The organism is Faecalibacterium sp. 7 (assembly GCF_049562865.1).
In the GTDB taxonomy this organism is placed as follows: Bacteria; Bacillota; Clostridia; order Oscillospirales; family Ruminococcaceae; genus Faecalibacterium; species Faecalibacterium wellingii.
Map to the genome: position 1 here is coordinate 24,066 of NZ_CP186911.1, position 16,584 is coordinate 40,649.

The 16,584-nt window shown below is 57.4% G+C and carries 20 protein-coding genes and 1 pseudogene; all 21 read right to left on the reverse strand.

The features are described from left to right. Positions 1-92: 92 nt before the first annotated feature. Positions 93-2,555: a translation initiation factor IF-2 gene (gene infB / locus ACKXF7_RS00115; RefSeq protein ID WP_423741819.1), complete on the reverse strand. Its 2,463-nt coding sequence runs from the start codon at positions 2,553-2,555 to the stop codon at positions 93-95. Further along, positions 2,552-2,929: a L7Ae/L30e/S12e/Gadd45 family ribosomal protein gene (locus ACKXF7_RS00120; protein WP_249238185.1), complete on the reverse strand. Its 378-nt coding sequence runs from the start codon at positions 2,927-2,929 to the stop codon at positions 2,552-2,554. The genes infB and ACKXF7_RS00120 overlap by 4 nt, the downstream gene beginning before the upstream one ends. Further along, a pseudogene (gene rnpM, locus ACKXF7_RS00125) lies at positions 2,913-3,213 on the reverse strand (RNase P modulator RnpM). Before rnpM ends, ACKXF7_RS00120 begins: the two are co-directional and overlap by 17 nt. A gap of 33 nt (positions 3,214-3,246) precedes the next feature. Beyond that, entirely contained in the window at positions 3,247-4,353 is a 1,107-nt protein-coding gene (gene nusA / locus ACKXF7_RS00130) for a transcription termination factor NusA (protein WP_249238183.1), read from the reverse strand. Between the two features lie 38 nt (positions 4,354-4,391). Next, positions 4,392-4,877, reverse strand: coding sequence for a ribosome maturation factor RimP (gene rimP, locus ACKXF7_RS00135; protein WP_339395314.1), 486 nt, complete (start codon positions 4,875-4,877; stop codon positions 4,392-4,394). 137 nt (positions 4,878-5,014) lie between these two features. Then, a complete protein-coding gene (locus ACKXF7_RS00140) occupies positions 5,015-6,256 on the reverse strand; it encodes an aminopeptidase (RefSeq protein ID WP_423741820.1) in 1,242 nt (413 codons plus the stop codon). Positions 6,257-6,762: 506 nt separating this feature from the next. Then, positions 6,763-8,184, reverse strand: a complete 1,422-nt coding sequence (locus ACKXF7_RS00145; RefSeq protein WP_097773884.1) for a glycine--tRNA ligase — start codon at positions 8,182-8,184, stop codon at positions 6,763-6,765. Between the two features lie 310 nt (positions 8,185-8,494). Beyond that, the gene (locus tag ACKXF7_RS00150; protein ID WP_112148824.1) at positions 8,495-9,553 is read right to left on the reverse strand and encodes an IS30 family transposase; all 1,059 of its coding nucleotides are present in this window, start codon (positions 9,551-9,553) and stop codon (positions 8,495-8,497) included. 178 nt (positions 9,554-9,731) lie between these two features. Continuing rightward, positions 9,732-10,049 carry a hypothetical protein gene (locus ACKXF7_RS00155; protein WP_005940900.1) on the reverse strand — a complete coding sequence of 106 codons (318 nt, stop codon included), beginning with the start codon at positions 10,047-10,049 and terminating at the stop codon, positions 9,732-9,734. Beyond that, positions 10,042-10,437 (reverse strand): hypothetical protein, encoded by a 396-nt coding sequence (locus ACKXF7_RS00160; RefSeq protein WP_112148822.1) that lies wholly within the window; start codon positions 10,435-10,437, stop codon positions 10,042-10,044. The genes ACKXF7_RS00155 and ACKXF7_RS00160 overlap by 8 nt, the downstream gene beginning before the upstream one ends. A gap of 18 nt (positions 10,438-10,455) precedes the next feature. Continuing rightward, positions 10,456-10,869 carry a YcbK family protein gene (locus ACKXF7_RS00165; RefSeq protein WP_112148821.1) on the reverse strand — a complete coding sequence of 138 codons (414 nt, stop codon included), beginning with the start codon at positions 10,867-10,869 and terminating at the stop codon, positions 10,456-10,458. Continuing rightward, complete coding sequence (locus ACKXF7_RS00170; protein WP_165852605.1) at positions 10,859-11,023, reverse strand: hypothetical protein; 165 nt, start codon at positions 11,021-11,023, stop codon at positions 10,859-10,861. The genes ACKXF7_RS00165 and ACKXF7_RS00170 overlap by 11 nt, the downstream gene beginning before the upstream one ends. After that, on the reverse strand, positions 11,010-11,180 hold the full coding sequence (locus tag ACKXF7_RS00175) for an XkdX family protein (protein ID WP_158401313.1): 171 nt from the start codon (positions 11,178-11,180) through the stop codon (positions 11,010-11,012). Before ACKXF7_RS00175 ends, ACKXF7_RS00170 begins: the two co-directional genes overlap by 14 nt. A 12-nt stretch (positions 11,181-11,192) precedes the next feature. After that, the gene (locus ACKXF7_RS00180) at positions 11,193-11,396 is read right to left on the reverse strand and encodes a hypothetical protein (protein ID WP_423741821.1); all 204 of its coding nucleotides are present in this window, start codon (positions 11,394-11,396) and stop codon (positions 11,193-11,195) included. A 14-nt stretch (positions 11,397-11,410) separates the two neighbouring features. Continuing rightward, complete coding sequence (locus ACKXF7_RS00185) at positions 11,411-12,670, reverse strand: DUF6273 domain-containing protein (RefSeq protein ID WP_423741822.1); 1,260 nt, start codon at positions 12,668-12,670, stop codon at positions 11,411-11,413. Positions 12,671-12,690: 20 nt separating this feature from the next. Beyond that, entirely contained in the window at positions 12,691-13,920 is a 1,230-nt protein-coding gene (locus ACKXF7_RS00190; RefSeq protein ID WP_423741823.1) for a reverse transcriptase/maturase family protein, read from the reverse strand. 147 nt (positions 13,921-14,067) lie between these two features. After that, complete coding sequence (locus ACKXF7_RS00195) at positions 14,068-14,220, reverse strand: DUF6273 domain-containing protein (RefSeq protein WP_005940875.1); 153 nt, start codon at positions 14,218-14,220, stop codon at positions 14,068-14,070. A 42-nt stretch (positions 14,221-14,262) separates the two neighbouring features. Then, a complete protein-coding gene (locus ACKXF7_RS00200) occupies positions 14,263-14,838 on the reverse strand; it encodes a hypothetical protein (protein WP_097777979.1) in 576 nt (191 codons plus the stop codon). A gap of 2 nt (positions 14,839-14,840) precedes the next feature. After that, entirely contained in the window at positions 14,841-15,227 is a 387-nt protein-coding gene (locus ACKXF7_RS00205; protein ID WP_423741824.1) for a hypothetical protein, read from the reverse strand. Continuing rightward, on the reverse strand, positions 15,228-15,677 hold the full coding sequence (locus ACKXF7_RS00210; RefSeq protein WP_097777981.1) for a hypothetical protein: 450 nt from the start codon (positions 15,675-15,677) through the stop codon (positions 15,228-15,230). Between the two features lie 20 nt (positions 15,678-15,697). Next, positions 15,698-16,567: a hypothetical protein gene (locus tag ACKXF7_RS00215; protein ID WP_423741825.1), complete on the reverse strand. Its 870-nt coding sequence runs from the start codon at positions 16,565-16,567 to the stop codon at positions 15,698-15,700. Positions 16,568-16,584: the final 17 nt, after the last annotated feature.

Sequence of the window (16,584 nt, forward strand, 5' to 3'; positions counted from 1 at the left end):
TAGATACGGCAAACGTTCCGTTTCTCAGCAAACCTCCCACCTCGGGGGAGGTGGCATTGCGCCAGCAATGACGGAGAGGGTTATTTCAGATCTTAGTCGCGGTACTCTTCCATCTTGAATGCCTCGTACACGTCGCCTTCCTTGACGTCGGCAAACTTTGCCAGAGTAACGCCGCATTCGTAGCCCTCGGCCACTTCCTTGACGTCGTCCTTGAAGCGCTTCAGGGATGCGATCTCGTCCTCGGTGACCACGATGCCGTCACGCACCACGCGCACCTTGCTGTCGCGGGTGATCTTGCCGCTGGTCACACGGCAGCCTGCAACGGTGCCCACGTTGGAGATCTTGTACACCTGACGCACCTGCAGCTCGCCCAGAGACACCTCACGGAACTTGGGAGCCAGCATGCCCTTCATAGCGTCGGTGACATCGTTGATGGCATCATAAATGACGCGGTACATACGCATTTCCACCTTGGTGGCAGCAGCTTCTTCCTTGGCCACGTTGTCGGGGCGGACGTTGAAGCCGATGATGATGGCGTTGGAGGCATCGGCCAGATCCACGTCGGACTTGCTGATGGCACCGACACCGGCATGGATGACACGCACGCGCACCTCGTCGTTGGAGATCTTCTCCAAACTCTGCTTCACAGCCTCGGCAGAGCCCTGCACATCGGCCTTGACCACGATGGCCAGTTCCTTCATGTCGTTCTGAGCCATCTGGCTGAACAGGTTATCCAGCGTGACCTTCTGGAAGGAGGAGAACTGCTTTTCCTTGGCGGCAGCAACGCGCTGTTCGGCCAGCTCACGGGCCAGACGCTCGTCCTCAACAGCCTCGAACAGATCGCCTGCTTCCGGCACTGCGGTCAGGCCGGTGATCTCCACAGGGGTAGAGGGGCCGGCATCGCTCAGCAGCTGGCCCTTGTCGCTGCGCATGGTACGCACGCGGCCCACAGCGGTACCGGCAATGATGACGTCGCCGGAGTGCAGGGTGCCGTTCTGCACCAGAATGGTGGCAATGGGGCCCTGGCCCTTGTCCAGACGGGCCTCGACGACCGCACCCTTGGCGCGGCGGTTGGGGTTTGCCTTCAGCTCCATGACCTCAGCTTCCAGAGCGATGCGCTCCAGCAGGTCGTTGATGCCCATGCCGGTCAGGGCAGACACCGGGATGCAGGCCACATCGCCGCCCCAGTCCTCGGTGATGATGCCGTACTTGGTCAGGCCTTCCATCACGCGCTCGGGGTTTGCGGTGGGCTTATCCATCTTGTTCATTGCCACGATAATCTTGACATTTGCAGCCTTGGCATGGTTGATGGACTCGATGGTCTGGGGCATGATGCCGTCGTCGGCAGCAACCACCAGAACGGCAATATCGGTCATGTTGGCACCGCGGGCACGCATGGAGGTGAACGCCTCATGGCCCGGGGTATCCAGGAAGGTGATGAGGCTGTCGTTGACCTTGACCTGATATGCACCGATGGCCTGCGTGATGCCGCCGGCCTCGCCTGCGGTGACGTTGGTCTTGCGGATGGCGTCCAGAATACTGGTCTTGCCGTGGTCAACGTGGCCCATGACGCAGACCACCGGGGGACGCTCCACCAGATCCTCCTGCGAATCCTCTTCCTGCGTGAACAGGCGCTCCTCGATGGTCACATGCACCTCGTGCTCGACCTTTGCATGGAACTCCTCTGCCAGCAGGGAAGCGGTATCGAAATCGATCACGTCGTTGATGGCGTGCATCTCGCCCATCTGCATGAACTTGGCAATGACCTTGCCGGCCTGCTGCTTCAGGCGGGCAGCCAGCTCGCCCACGGTGATCTCGTCGGGGATCATCACCTTCAGCTGTGCGCTGCGGGCCTTTTCCAGCTGGATGCGCTGCAGACGCTCGAACTCGGTCTCGCGCTTGCCCTTCTGGAACTGCTGGCGCTGGCGCTGGCCGCGCTGGGTGAACTTCTGCTTGTTGCCCTGCGGGGTGGGCTTGCGGCGGTTCTCGGTGTTCTTGGTGGAAGCCAGATCATCATAGCGGGCATCGAAGCGATCCACGTTCATGTCCACAGTACGGGTATCCACGGTCACCTGATTGTCCTCACGGCGCACAGAAACAGCCTGTGCCGGAGCATTTGCAGCCTTGGCACCGGTCTCGCGGGCCAGCTCGCTCAGGGAAACGGTCTTCTCCTCGCGCTTCTTGTGCTGCTCGGGCTTTTTATCGTTGTGCTTATTGTTATTGTTGTTTTTGTTCTGCTGGGCAGGCTCAGCCTTCTTGGCAGCGGGCTGCTCCGGCTTCTTTTCGGCCTTGGGGGCCTCGGGCTTCTTGTCTGCCTTCTTCTCGGCAGCTTTGGGCTCTTCCTTGGGAGCCTTGGCGCTGTTCAGGAACTCGTCCAGATCCTTCACGCTGCCGGCCTTGCTGAACTTCTCCAGCAGGTAATTCAGCTCGTTTTCTTCCAGATTGGAGCTGTTCTTCTTGCCGGTGCTGCCCATGGCGTTCAGCTCATCCAGGACCTTCTTGGCAGAAACGTTCAGGTCCTTTGCAAAGTCACTCACTTTATATTTTACGATCATTCGCTCATATCCTCCTCATTTTTGATTGCTCCGCAGTCCGACAGGCGGTCAAAGCAGAGCTTTGCGAGGTTGCGGTCGGTCACCGCATAAACAGCCACAGGCTTGCGGCTGATATCGGCCAGCTTATCCTGCGTAAGCGGCATGGTGATCACATCCACCAGATCGCCCACAGAATAGTTGAGGCGCTGCACGGTCTTGGCGCTGGCATCGGATGCCACCATCACCAGCCATGCCTTGCTCTTGACGCAGGCATCTTCCACGGCGTCAAAGCCCATGGTCAGTGCGCCTGCCTTGCGGCACAGGCTCAGTGCCTGAAACAGCGCTTCCTCCGGGGGCAGCTTGGGTTTTGCGGGGGTGTTATTCTTCTTTGCCATTGTCTGCTGCCTCCTTTGCGGCTTCGGCCAGCTGTGCGGCCAATGCCTCGTATACTTCGGCGGGAACCGGCTGCTCAAAGCAGCGCTCCAGCGCCTTTTTCTTTTTTGCCTTGGTCAGGCAGTCGGGGTTCGGGCAGAGATAGGCTCCGCGGCCCGGCTTTTTGCCGACCAGATCAATGCTCGATCTCTCCGCTGGGTGCACGCACCACACGCACCAGCTCCTTTTTGGGGCGGCTGGTCATGCAGCCGATGCACTGGCGGGAAGGGATCTTTTTCTGTGCCATCCGGTTTCCCTCCTTTGGCCATCTGCGCCGGAATTACTCGGCGTCGGTCTCGGCTTCCTTCTTGGGCTCTTCCTCACCGTAGTAGCCGCTCTCGGGGCGGATATCGATATTGTAGCCGGTCAGACGTGCGCACAGGCGGGCGTTCTGGCCCTTGTTGCCGATGGCAAGGCTCAGCTGCTGGTCGGGCACGGTGACGCGGCAGGAACGGGTCTCGCCGGGCAGCAGCTCCACCTTGACCACCTTGGCAGGGCTCAGGGCTGCGGAGATGAACTCGGAGATATCCTCGCTCCACTTCACGATATCGATCTTCTCGCCGCCCAGCTTCTCGACCACGGCAGCCACGCGGGCGCCGTGCTCACCGATGCAGGCAGAAACGGGGTTGACATTGGGGTCCTTGCTCCACACAGCCATCTTGGTGCGGGCACCGGCCTCGCGGCTGATGGCCTTGACCTCCACAGTGCCGTCAAAGATCTCGGGCACTTCCAGCTCGAACAGGCGCTTGACAAGGCCGGGGTGAGTGCGGCTGATCATGACGCGGGGGCCGCGCTCGGTGCTGACCACGTCCACAACGTAGACCTGCAGGGTCTCGCCCTCGGTATAGACCTCGCCGGGCACCTGCTCGTTGCGGGGCAGGACGGCCTCGCCGCCCTTGCCCAGATCCAGAGCAACGATGCCCTTCTCGGGGTCAACGCGGGTGACGGTGGCCTGCACGATGTCGTGTGCACGGGACTGGATCTCGCTGAGCTGCTGGCTGCGCTCGGCCTCGCGGATGCCCTGACGGATGACATGCTTTGCAGTCTGTGCAGCAATGCGGCCAAAGTCCTTGGTCTTGAGCGGGGTGATGATGCGGTCGCCCACCTCGTAGGTCTTGCGGATCTTCTGTGCCTCGGTGATGCCGATCTCAGAATGCTCGTCGTACCAGTCCTCATCAGCCACAACGTCCTGGATCAGGGCCACATCAAAGCGGCCTGCGGCGGGGTCGATATCCACCTTCACATGGTCTTCCTCCACCTCATAGTTCTTCTTGACGGCAATGATGATCGCCGCCTTGATCTTCTCGATCAGGTACTCTGCGGTGATGCCGCGCTCATGCTCCAGCATGGAGAGAGCTTCAAAAAATTCATTGTTCGCTGCTGCCATTTTTCGGGTTCCTCCTGTAATTTACTCTCTTATCTATGTTAATCAAACAGGTCTTCATCATCGCACAGGTTCACGCTGGCTGCGGCATTCACCTCAAAGGTGACGGGGCCGTTTTCGGTGTCCACTGTGACGGTGCTGCCCTCGCGGCCTGTCAGGATACCGGCAAACTCGCGCACGCCGTCGGCGTTCGGGCGAATGAGCTTTACCCGGACTTTCTGGCCCTTGAGGGCCTCGTAGTGCTCCGGGCGGGTGAGCTTACGGCCAAGGCCGGGGCTGCCAACCTCCAGATAATAGCTCTGGTCGATGGGGTCTGCCTCGTCAAGGATGGGGTCCAACGCATGGGAGACATCCGCGCAGGTGTCCGTATCCATGGTGCCGTCCTTGTCGATGAGCACGCGGAGATACCAGTCCGGACCTTCCTTTTCAAAAACCACGTCCCACAGGCGCAGGCCCATGCCCTCCACGGTGGGGCGGACAAGCGCTTCGACTCTCTGGGCGGTGTTGCCGCCAGACTGCTTCGCCATAAAAAACCTCCATACAAACAAGAAACGCGGACCTTGCGGCCCACGTTTCAGGTTAAACTATATCGTACTACTAGAATATATCATACATCCCGCGATTATGCAAGCATTTTCGCAGATTTTTTTCGCCGCAGAGTCTTTTACAGCACCCAGACGCCGTCCCGGAACAGCTCCACGGTGCGGCCATCGCGGCATTTGCCGGTGATATGGCTGTCCTCGGCACCGATCATCACATCCTCATGCAGATGCGACTGGTTCATGCCGCGGGCCAACAGCTCCTCTTTGGAAAGCGCCGTGCCGCCCTTCGTGGTGCCGGGATAGCTGGCACCAAAGGCGATATGACAGGCGGCGTTCTCGTCAAACAGAGTGCTGTAGAACAGCTTTCCGCTGCGGTTGATGGGGCTGCTTGCAGGCACCAGTGCCACCTCGCCGATGCTGCGGGAGCCTTCATCCCCGTCCAGCAGACGGCCCAGCAGCAGCTGTCCCTGCTCGGCGTGGTAGTCCACCACTCGGCCCTTCTCAAAGGTAACGCGGAAGTTCTTGATAAGCTGGCCGTTGAACACATAGGGCTTGGTGCCATAGACGACACCCTCCACCTTATCTTTATGGGGCGCAGTGAATACCTCTTCCGTCGGGATGTTGGGCAGGAACACCACACCCTTTTCGCTTTTGCTGGCGGCGCTTTCCCACACAGCCTGATCCGCAAGACCCACGGTCAGGTCGGTGCCGTTGCTGCTTTCAAAATGCACGCTTTCCAGATCCAGCGCATTCATTTTGTCGCGCAGGGCAGAGAGCCGCTCCATATGGGTCTTCCACTCGCCCACCGGGTCGCCGCCGGTGACCCGGCAGACGTCAAAGATCAGCTTCCACAAAGCTTCCATGGCGGCGTCTGCGTCCAGCTCCGGGAAGATCTTCTTTGCCCACGGCACGCTGGGCAGAGCCGCAATGGACCACTGCACTCGGTCGTTCATGGTGTATTCCTGCCACTCTTCCATAAAGGCGCGGCGGGCGGCATTTACCCGGCTGATCTTGTTGCCATCCAATCCGGCATACAGCTCCGGGTCGTCCGCAATGAGGTGCAGCACACACACGCCGCCCTCGCTTTCGGCATAGTCGAGATAGCGGCGCAGCTGCCACGGCTTGTGGTCGGTCAGCGCTTCCTCGCTGCCCAGCTCCATGCGGACACGGGACACAGCGTCATCGCTCCAGTTCACCTGCACATCCCGGGCACCAGCTTCGTAGGCGCTGCGCACGCACAGCCGCGCCAGCGGCGCGCCCTCCAGCGGGCAGTTGATGATGAGGGTCTGCCCGGGCTGCGGGTTCACCCCCACCCGGACGATGAAATCGGCATATTTTTTCAGCAGTTCGTCAAAGTTTTCCACGGTAAAACCTCCTGCGGTGTAAAAATCATGTTTTTCTGTTTTTCAGTATACCCGGTACAAGCCGTTCTGTCCAGTAAAAAGAAAACAGACACCTCCCGCTGTTGAAAAAGCAGGAAACGTCTGTTATACTGTCTTTTGAGAGTGCTGTCTACATACGGCAGGCGGTCTATGCCTTTTCGGCCCTGCGTCGGGAAGGCGAACATTTTTGTCGTACCCCGACGCTTTGCAGCGAAGGGGGTGATGCTTCATGACGCTTTTAGAAACTCTGGCTCTGCTCACATTGCTTGCAACCGTGAGCTTTGGCATTTTCGATATCGCGTGGAAGATCTTCAATAACAAAAAATGACCGCCCTCAGCGTCCAAACCTGAGCGGTCATCTTTTGATTATCGCGCCGGAAAGGTACTGACCGTTTGCCAGACAGCACTTTCTTTATTTGTATTATAGCACAGCCCCGCCGAAATTGCAACGGCGGGGCTGTTTTTTATCGCCTGAAAGCGAATTTTTCTCAGAACTCGATCTTGCTCTCGATATAAGCTTTCAGCTCGGAGATGGGCATACGCACCTGCTCCATGGTATCGCGGTCGCGGACGGTGACGCAGTTGTCGGCGGCAATGCCCTTGGCCTCGTCGCCCACGGTGTCAAAGTCCACGGTGATGCAGTACGGGGTGCCGATCTCGTCCTCGCGGCGGTAACGCTTGCCGATGGAACCGGTATCGTCGTAATCCACCATGAAGTACTTGCTCAGCTCGTTGCGGATCTCCATGGCCTTCTCGCCCAGCTTCTTGCTCAGGGGCAGCACGGCACACTTGTAGGGAGCCAGAGCCGGATGCAGATGCAGCACGGTGCGGATATCCTCCTTGCCCTTGCTGTCGGTCAGGTGCTCCTCGTCGTAGGCCTCGCACAGGAAAGCCAGAGCCACACGGTCGCAGCCCAGAGAGGGCTCGATGACGTAGGGGATGTAGTGCTCGTTGGTCTCGCTGTCGAAGTACTCCAGGCTCTTGCCGGAAGCTTCCTGATGGCGGGTCAGGTCGTAGTTGGTACGGTCTGCAATGCCCCACAGCTCACCCCAGTCGGTGAACGGGAAGGCGTACTCGATATCGGTAGTAGCGCGGCTGTAGAAAGCCAGCTCTGCAGGCTCGTGGTCACGCAGGCGCAGGTGCTCCTTCTTGATGCCAAGGCTCAGCAGCCAGTTCTCGCAGTAGTCCTTCCAGTAAGCGAACCATTCCAGATCGGTGCCGGGCTTGCAGAAGAACTCGCACTCCATCTGCTCGAACTCGCGGGTGCGGAAGGTGAAGTTGCCCGGGGTGATCTCATTGCGGAAGGCCTTACCCACCTGACACACGCCGAAGGGCAGCTTGCGGCGGGTGGTGCGCTGGATGTTGGCAAAGTTGACAAAGATGCCCTGTGCGGTCTCGGGACGCAGATAGCAGGTGGAAGAGCTGTCCTCGGTGACGCCGATGGCGGTCTTGAACATCAGGTTGAACTTGCGGATGGGGGTGAAGTCATGCTTGCCGCAGACGGGGCAGACAATGTCCTCATGCTCTGCGATGAAGGCATCCATCTCGTCAAAGCTCATGGCATCCACATTCACCTCGGGGTGCTCCTCACCGATCAGCTTGTCGGCGCGGTGGCGTGCCTTGCAGGCGCGGCAGTCCAGCAGGGGGTCCGAGAAGCTGGACACATGGCCGGTGGTCACCCAGGTCTGGGGGTTCATGATGATGGCCGCATCCAGCCCCACATTATAGGGGCTCTCCTGCACGAATTTCTTCAGCCATGCCTTTTTGACGTTGTTCTTGAACTCGACGCCCAGGGGGCCGTAGTCCCAGCTGTTGGCCAGACCGCCGTAGATCTCGGAACCGGGGAACACATAACCACGGTTCTTGCAGAGATTGACGATCATATCAAGGGTCTTTTCGCTCTGTTCCATTGTAGTACATCCTTTCCGTCCGCGGCTGGTTTGCCGTGTCGTTGTTGTATCGTTCCGGCAGCTTTCCCCACTGCCGGGCGTGCTTTTCAAAGGGAAAGCACAGTATCTTTACTGTACCATGTTTTGCGCCGCTTGTAAAGCCGAAAACCGGCCTGCTTTGGGGAATGAAAAGTAAAGCATTAAATGCAACAAATTTTCGGCTCTGTTTTTGTGGATTTTAGCGTAAAGCAAACAAGCCGCCAAGCGCACCCCGCTTGCGGTTATCCCTTATTGTTCATTTTTACCAGTGATTTTCTGCTTTCTATGTGCTTTATGCTGTCAAACCAAGTTCCCGCAGGCATTCGCGGAACATTGTGCCGGCGCTCTTATAGCCGAAAATTTTTCTGGGATAGCTGTTGATCCAGTTCTCCGTAGCCGCGATTTCCTCTGCCGTGACCTTTGAGAAGTCTGTGCCTTTCGGGTGCCTGCGGCGAATCATGCCGTTCACATTCTCATTGCTCCCGCGTTCCCAAGAAGAATACGGATGACAATAGTACACCTTCGTCCGCTTATCTCCGGTGATGCAGGACTGTTCCAGCTGGTCGGCCAATGCAAACTCACTGCCGTTGTCAACTGTGATGCTCTTATAGATAATGCCAAACTTCTCTGCACCTAACTTCCGTTCCAGTGCATTGATTGCCCGCACGGTCGTCTCTGCGCGGCGATCTGGCACCACTATAATATTTTCGTTCCGGGTCTTGCGCTCAGTCAGCACCAGCAGCGCAACCGTGCTTTTCTTCTTGCCAGAATACACCGTGTCCATTTCCCAGTGTCCAAATTCTTCACGGTCTTTTACTTCCGCCGGGCGTTTTTCGATGCTCTCACCGGCAGGCGCACGAGCAGGATCCTTTGTTTTCACCTTTTTATAGTCGCCCTTATGCACTCCATGTCTGGGCAGAGCCTTTTGCGTCAAGTTCAGGAACACGCCCTTTTTGATGTAGCTGTATATGGTAGGCACCGATATATGCGTTTTGAATGTCCGTCCTTCTTCCAAGGCATAACCGTACACAGCAGCCGGTGAACAATCCTTATCTATAATGGTCTGCTCGATATAGCTTGCAAGCTCATGATCCTTGCCAATCTTAAGGTTTGGTCCCTTCTCCCGAAGATGTGCCTGATACCTTTGTTCTGCAATATCCGGGCTATATGTAGGAATCAGCTTCCACGTCTTACCGTCCAACTTGTCGTAGCTACCGCGTTTCAGTTCCCGGTACACCGTGGACGGGTCAACCCGCAACCTGTCTGCGATTTCCTTTACTCTCAGCCCATCTTTCAACCACTTTTCAATACGGATTCGGTCTGTAAGCGTAAGCTGTTTGAACACTCGCACGCCGTTTTCCTCCTTTCGACTATGGCGTTTATTTTCGTTTTAAGCGTAAATTATACGGTATACCGTTGTCAATTCGCAATTTTTCCACACTTTGCACATTTCCTTTGTGCAAAACTTCCAGACAAACAAAAAATCCCCCGCCAGCAATCCATCAGGATGCCAGCGGGGGATTTTCATTTCAGTGCAGAAGCATCGTCAGTTCATATGCCACAAGGCCGGAAACCAACGCCGCAATCACAGCCCACCAAAGTTTGTTCCCAAATGTTCCGGGGGCTTTTTCCAGCGCGGTCAGGCGGTCGTCCTGCTTTTTGTTTTGAGCCGTTACAATTTCAAGGCTCTTGTTTGTGTTTTCGAGTTGCTGGATGGTCAACTTGATATTGGTGTTCATGCCGTTTACTGCATCGGTCAGCTTCCCCAGCTCGTCCAGCCGGTGGGTGTTGCTCTGTGCACGGTTTTCGACCGCTGTCAGGCGATGTTCCAGTTCCTCGTCAGTCATTACGCTTGTCCTCCCCCGCCTTACCGAAACGGGCCACAGTGGTGGTTTCCACGGATTTCTTTGCCATGTAATCTTCGAGCTTCTTCTTGGTAAAGTCGAACACAAGCTGTACGATCCAATCCAGCGTCCGCTCATTGATTGCCCAGTCCAGCCAGTCCGGGGTGTAGCCGCGCAGCACCGCGATAACGTGCGCTTTCTTCTCTGCGCCTGCACCCGCGCCGAACTTTTCTTCCGCGTTGACGATCCACTTGTACACGGTCTTTGCGACCACAAGGCCGTAACCCAGACGTACCGCCGCCAGCGCCGTGACCACAAGGCCGACCACCATGAAGATGCAGGCCAGCCATTCAGGGAATGCCATCAGAAAAACTTTCAGAATGTTCTCCATACTGTTTTCCTCCTACTTTCAGCTTACCCACCGGCTCTTTGCCGCGCGGGTGTCGATATGTACCCAACCAGCAGGGCGGCCCGCCTTTACAGGATAGCGCCCGATGCCGCCACGATTCGGCAGTAGGGTCTCGGCATAGGCAGCCACAGCTTCAACACCCACGCCCTGCACCCGGATGTCCGCAGCCTTGCCGTAACAATGCTGGCTGTAGGTCGCCCCCTTCACCGCCTTGTTGTGGGCGGCGGTACGGTATGCGCTCGTGATCGTCACAGACTTCCCGAAATGATCCCGGATTTTCTGCAGCAGGGTCACAAGCTCATCGTCAATAAAGATCGGGTCACTCCCATCCTTGCAGCGGAACTCCTTCACCGCAAAATTTGCGGAGAGCTTTCTGTTCCCGTCCTTCGCATACGAATAGGCTTTAATCGCCATTGCTACCATCTCCCTTCATGCCCGGATCAGCCCCGCACCCGCGCATGGCACAGTCCACCATGAGCACCCCGAACTCTGCACGCTCGGTGCTCATGTTCTCGCCCTGCGCTTCAAGCCGGGTCAACAGCTTCTCACACAGCTCAGGCCACGTCATAGTCGTCACCGGTGATGCGCTTGTAATCCTCGGCGGTGATCTCGCCCTTGTTTACGCGCTCGGCCAGAACTTTCTTCACGCCTGCACGGCGGGATGCGGGCATCTCTGCCCAAGTCTTAGTGCCTGCAATCAGGCGGTTTGCCCAGATAATGTTCATGGTGATACCTCCTTATTCCTTGTTCAGCGCTGCGTCCAGCTCACACAGCGCGGTTTCGATGTCGGCCAAACGCTTCTCGTTGGCTGCGTCCTGTTCGCACAGGGCATCTTCCATTTCAGCCACACGGTCGGGCAACTGTTCGTGCTCCTGCCGCTTCTTGGCTGCGGCTTCCTTCTCCTGCCGGGTGGGCAGATTGTCCTTTTTCCACTGAATCATGGTGACTGTCCTCCTTACTGGAATGCGCCGGAGACGGCTTCGATGTAGCCGCCCTCGCCGGATTCGCCGCGCTCCACGCTGACGCGGAAGTTAAACGCCGCGCCGTTGGTGGCAGACTTATTCTCAAAGACGATGTTCACGCCTTTTTTTACCTCGGTCGTGGCATCCTGCCAGACCGGGGAGCTGTCGAGTGCGTTGTTGGTCACTTCGGCTTTGAACTTCGCATCATCGGGGATGGAGCCGGTCACCTGAAGCACGGCAACGGTAATGTCGCCCTCAACGGCCAACGGTTCAGCCAGCGTCACGCTTGCGGCGTGGACGGCCTTGGTAAAGGTCGCGGACGTGCTGACGGTTTCCTTGCCGTCGCTCACCTCAACGGTGATGGTGTGGTTGCCGTTCAGGATTTTCTGGAATCCGGCAGCGCTGGCCGTCTGCTCAAAGGTCAGGGCCGTACCGCTGGCAACGCCGGTGCGGGTCTTGGTGGTCTTGCCGTCCAGCTTTTCGGTGACGGTCAAGGCGTCGCCGTCGGCATCCCTGACGGTGTACTTCCACGCAAAGGCCGTGTTCTTCTGCCCCAGAGCTGCGCCGTCCGTGCTGACGGTAGGTGCAGTGTTGACACTGACCGTGCCATCGTCAGAGACCACGAGTGTAGAGGGAAGAATGAAAGCGGGGCGAACACCACAGGAGCTGCCGTACCAGCTGTAGTCGCTGGAGCCACCGGTGCTGACGTACCAGACGTTGCCGTCACTGAAGGTGTACGGAGAGCGCAGCCACCAAATGGCAGCGGAGCTACCATTGTATGCAATACGCTTGCTGTTACCGCCGGAGCTATTGCCAAAGTATGCCAGCCTCACACCGTCCTTCGGGAAATAGCCGTTGTCGCTGGTCGTCCAGCCGACCTCATAACCAGACAGCAGGAACACTTTGGTGCTCAGGCCGTTGGAGCCGGTGGCAAGGTTGCCGCCGGAACCAGTGCCGTTCTGGTACGGGATTTTCACCTGCTTAATAGCTGCCCGGATGTTGCTGTCGATGAGGTTGTAGAACGTTCCGTTCAGGTATGTGTGGATGCTGGAATCCTTGTAGGAGTTATTGTTGCCGAACGTGGACGTTGTGTAGATATCCTTCATCAACAGCCACGTTCCGTTGCAACTCGAATCATAGGTGCCGGTGTTCGGGTTGCCCTGCTGCACAACAATAAAATCTTTGGACGCGCCGTTGACTTTGATTTTGACAATGCTGCCAACGGCTTTCGTGCCCAGTTTTACGTTTGCCATTGTTACCTCCTTGTTTTCGTTCAGGCCCACGGCATGATCTCCGCAGGCCGCGTGTTCTGCGATACAGAGAGGGACAGGGCTTTGTGCTGCACCTTGTAGATGCAGCGGCATTGCCGCGCCCGCCGTCTGTCACGCGCGAGTTTGTTCGAGTTGATTTTTCGATGGATAGGGATTTTGCAGTCAAGCAATTTTTCGAGCCGGTCAGCGTACTTGCGGCGTAAAGAGTAGGTTTCACCATGGGCGGCATGGGCATCCCACGCATCAAAGCTCCGCAGGATTTCCTGCTTGGTTACTTCGCCTGCGGGGTATGCCGTCTCCCAATACTTGATCTTGTTCTTCATCCGCTTGGAGCTATCCCGGCGCAGCTTTTGGATGACCGCGCCGGTGTCGGTCAGGTAGGAGTGAAAGCCCAGAAAATCAATACCGTTCCTCAACGGGAAGATGGCGGTTTTCTGGTTCAGCTCAAGGCCGTAACTGTCCATGAGCGCCCGCACATCCCGGAGAATGCACTGCAATTTCCGCTTGTCCGAACAGATGATGTAGAAATCATCCATGTATCGGCCATAGTATTTGATGCGGTACTTTTCTTTGATGATGTGGTCGAACTCGTCCAAAAACATGAGGGCGAAAAGCTGGCTCGTCTGGTAGCCCAGCGGCAAGCCGTCCTCCATCACGTCGATGTAGATGCAAAGCAGCTCATAGACACGCGGGTCAACGCCGCGCTTATCCAGCACGGCTTTGAGCTTGCGTTTTAGCTTCCGGTGGTCGATGCTGGCGAAGAAATGCCGCACGTCGCCTTTCAGCACCCAGCCGTCCGCGCCGTGGCCCTCACGGCGGTAATAGTCCACCATGTGGGTTTTCAGGCGCATCAGGCCGTCGTCTGTGCCTTTGCCGGTCTGGCTGGCGTGGCTGTCCCGGATAAAGCTCTTTGTCAGGGCGTCATACAGGATGTTATCGACCAGAGCGTGCAGCACCACCTTGTCCACAAATGCGGGGGCGTGTACCATGCGGCGCTTCGGCTCGTAGACGGCAAAGACCTCAAACTTACTTGGCACATAGCGTATCTGCTGCCGGATGCTCCCGTCTGGCTGCCGCACATTGCAGACAGCCAGCTTACGGGAGAGCTTTTCCGTGCAAGCCAATGCATGGGATTCATACTCGATTGTTTTGCTCTTGCTGCGTTTTCCCTTCCGGGCTTCGAGGTAGGCTTTGTAAAGCACCTCAAAGCTGCACAGTTCTTCGTATGTCAAAATGACCCTCCGCTGGTTCGCTGCTGCGGTAGTGGGCTGCATCCGGCAGGGATGGCCCACCTCAGCGGGATGTATTTATCACTTGCCTGCATCGGCAAGCGACAGGATGCGGTTTCCTTTGATGGGCGCACTGCTTTCAGCTTATGCCTACTCGTCACACGGTTCCATCAGAGCGGGGCGAACACCATAGGAGTTGTTGTACCAGTTGTTGTTGTTGGAGCCATCGGTGTTGACGTTCCAGACGTTGTTGTTATTGTTGGTGTTCGGAGAGCGCAGCCACCAAATGGCAGCGTCAGACAAACAAACCGCGCCCTTTATGCAAAGCGGTTGCCCGCTGTGCGTTTACGGTTCCGGGTAAAGGACAGCTTTCAGGGCGGCAGCCTGTTCGGTCAGCCGCTTCCGTTCCGCTTCTGCCCGGAGTTTTTCGGCACGTCCGCGTTCCGACGTGAGCCACTTCATCGCCGGGTATTTTACGTCCGTGACCTTCTTTGTCCAGATACCGGCTTTCTTCGCGCTGATGATACCTTCCTCCGTGCAGATGGTCAGGTATTCCAGCAGCAGAGAGCAGCCGTCCACGACTGCGCCGATCTTCTCAACGCGCTTGTCGTAGTCGGTCTGGAAATTGACGTTATTCGCCGCGTGTGCATCCAGCAGGATTTGCCGGGCGGTCAGCCGGATGCCCTCGCCATACAGCCGGAACGTGCTCTTGGAAAAGCCCTCCCTGTCCCGTGTGTCGAGTGCATGGACGGCAGTGCCGCACACCTTCTGGATGTCGCGCACATCTTCGAGCGCTGCGACTTTCTGGATGATCTTCCGGGCATCGCTCCGGCTGATGTCGTCGGTGACAATGCGGGTTGCCCTCTGAGTGTAGCGCAACAGCTCCCGCGCATTCGCGCCGACCTTGAACATTTCAGCCATCGTCAGAACTCCACCCTTGCCTGCTCGGCGTTCCACGCGCCGGTCACGGTCAGGCCGTCCAGACTGCCGAACGTGGCAGAAAACGGGTTTTTCGTGACGTTCGTGCCGAACTTCAGCTCAATGGCCTTGATGCTGGCGTTCATAGCTGCCACACTGGCACGGATGTCGCCGTGGGCGTTGGTCGCTTCGTTGTGGGCATCTACCGCCGCGCTGATGCGCTGGTCGGTCTCGGCCTTTTTGTAGCCATCCACTTCCCACCGCTGGCTCTCGGTCAGGTGGCCGTCTGCATCCAGCGTAGCAATGCCGCCCGGCACGCCGATCTGGTCAGTGCGGACAACATCTTCGTCCGGCGCCTTGCCGGGGCCTGCGTTAAAAGAACCGTATGCCATTTAGGTCCCCCCTTCCTGTGCATCCGTGTATTTCACGGTGCTTGTAATGTGATACTGTGCAGAAATTTTCTCGGTCGGAGCTTTGGCGGCCCTCAGCCGCAGCTTTCCTTCGAGGCTTTCGGTTGCAATAAAGCCCACCGCACCCGCCACATCGTAAAATTCCGGCAGTACCGTAACATCCACAATGTCGGTAGCCAACAGGCCCGCAATAGGGATGTCACAATAAAAATAGCCGGGGGAAGAATCATCTTCGCCCCAGCCATCGACCGGAATCGTAAAAGACACCGCAGCCGTGACATCCTGCTTTTCGTGCAGGATGTCATCGGTTTCCTCGAATCCGTTTGCAGTTGCTTCGGAAAGGTCTCCGAGTGCGGTGTTGCACTGCTTGATGTGGCTGCAAAGCGCGGCAAGCCCTGTGCCCAAAAGCGTTTTGATCTTCGCTTTTGCCATAGAGCTTACCTCCTCATGTCTTAGTCAGCCAGCAGAGCGGCGATCTCCTCTGCGGAGAAGTCCTCCACGTCCTCGTCGTGCAGAACATTCTCCGGCTCGGTGTACACGACGACTTCCTTGCCGTCGATGTTCACATTGCCGTTGGTGGAGCTGGCGGCAGTCTTGGTTGCGCCCTCAGAGACACCGGCCAGCTTTTCGCCCTCGGCATCGGTCATCAGGCGCTTACCGGTCTCAGCAGCCACGAAGTCGGCAGGCTTCTTACCGCTGTCGGTCGGATTGCCCTCGCCATCCAGTGCAGCAAAGTTGCCGGTGGTGGCACCGGTGACCTTATCGGCCTTGCCGGAGACGTCCACTTCCTCAGGGGTGGGAACATACAGACCATCATCCTTCAGAATCAGGGCGTTGCCGGCAGCAGCGGAAACATTGACCTTGACATCCACCTCATAACCAGCGATGGTAACGGTGGTGGATGCATCCTTGCCGGTGGTCTTTGCGGCGTAGGTATCGACCAGAGCAGCCATGTTCAGGAAAGAGTAGGTGCAGTTGTCGGGGTTCTCACCCTTGACGGCCAGAACCATGACCGGCTTGCCGTCCAGCTTGGGGTCGGTGGCGCCGGGATAGGTGGTGTCGGAGAACTTGAACTTGCCGACGAACTCGGTCTTGGTCTGGTCGAGGAACATCTCGGTCGGGAAGTCCATGGAGAAAGCAGCTGCGCCGGTCATGCCGGTGTTGGTGTAGAAGTTGACGGTGTTACCGGTCACCTTCAGGGCCTTAATGGCGGCGTTGGCAGCGGCCTCGACCGGGGTGAAAGCGTCCTTCTTGACGAAAGTCTTCTTGATCTCGGCGGTCAGGTTGCGGATGGTGGTCTTGGTAGAAATCTGCTTAGACATAGTAGTGTCCTCCTAAA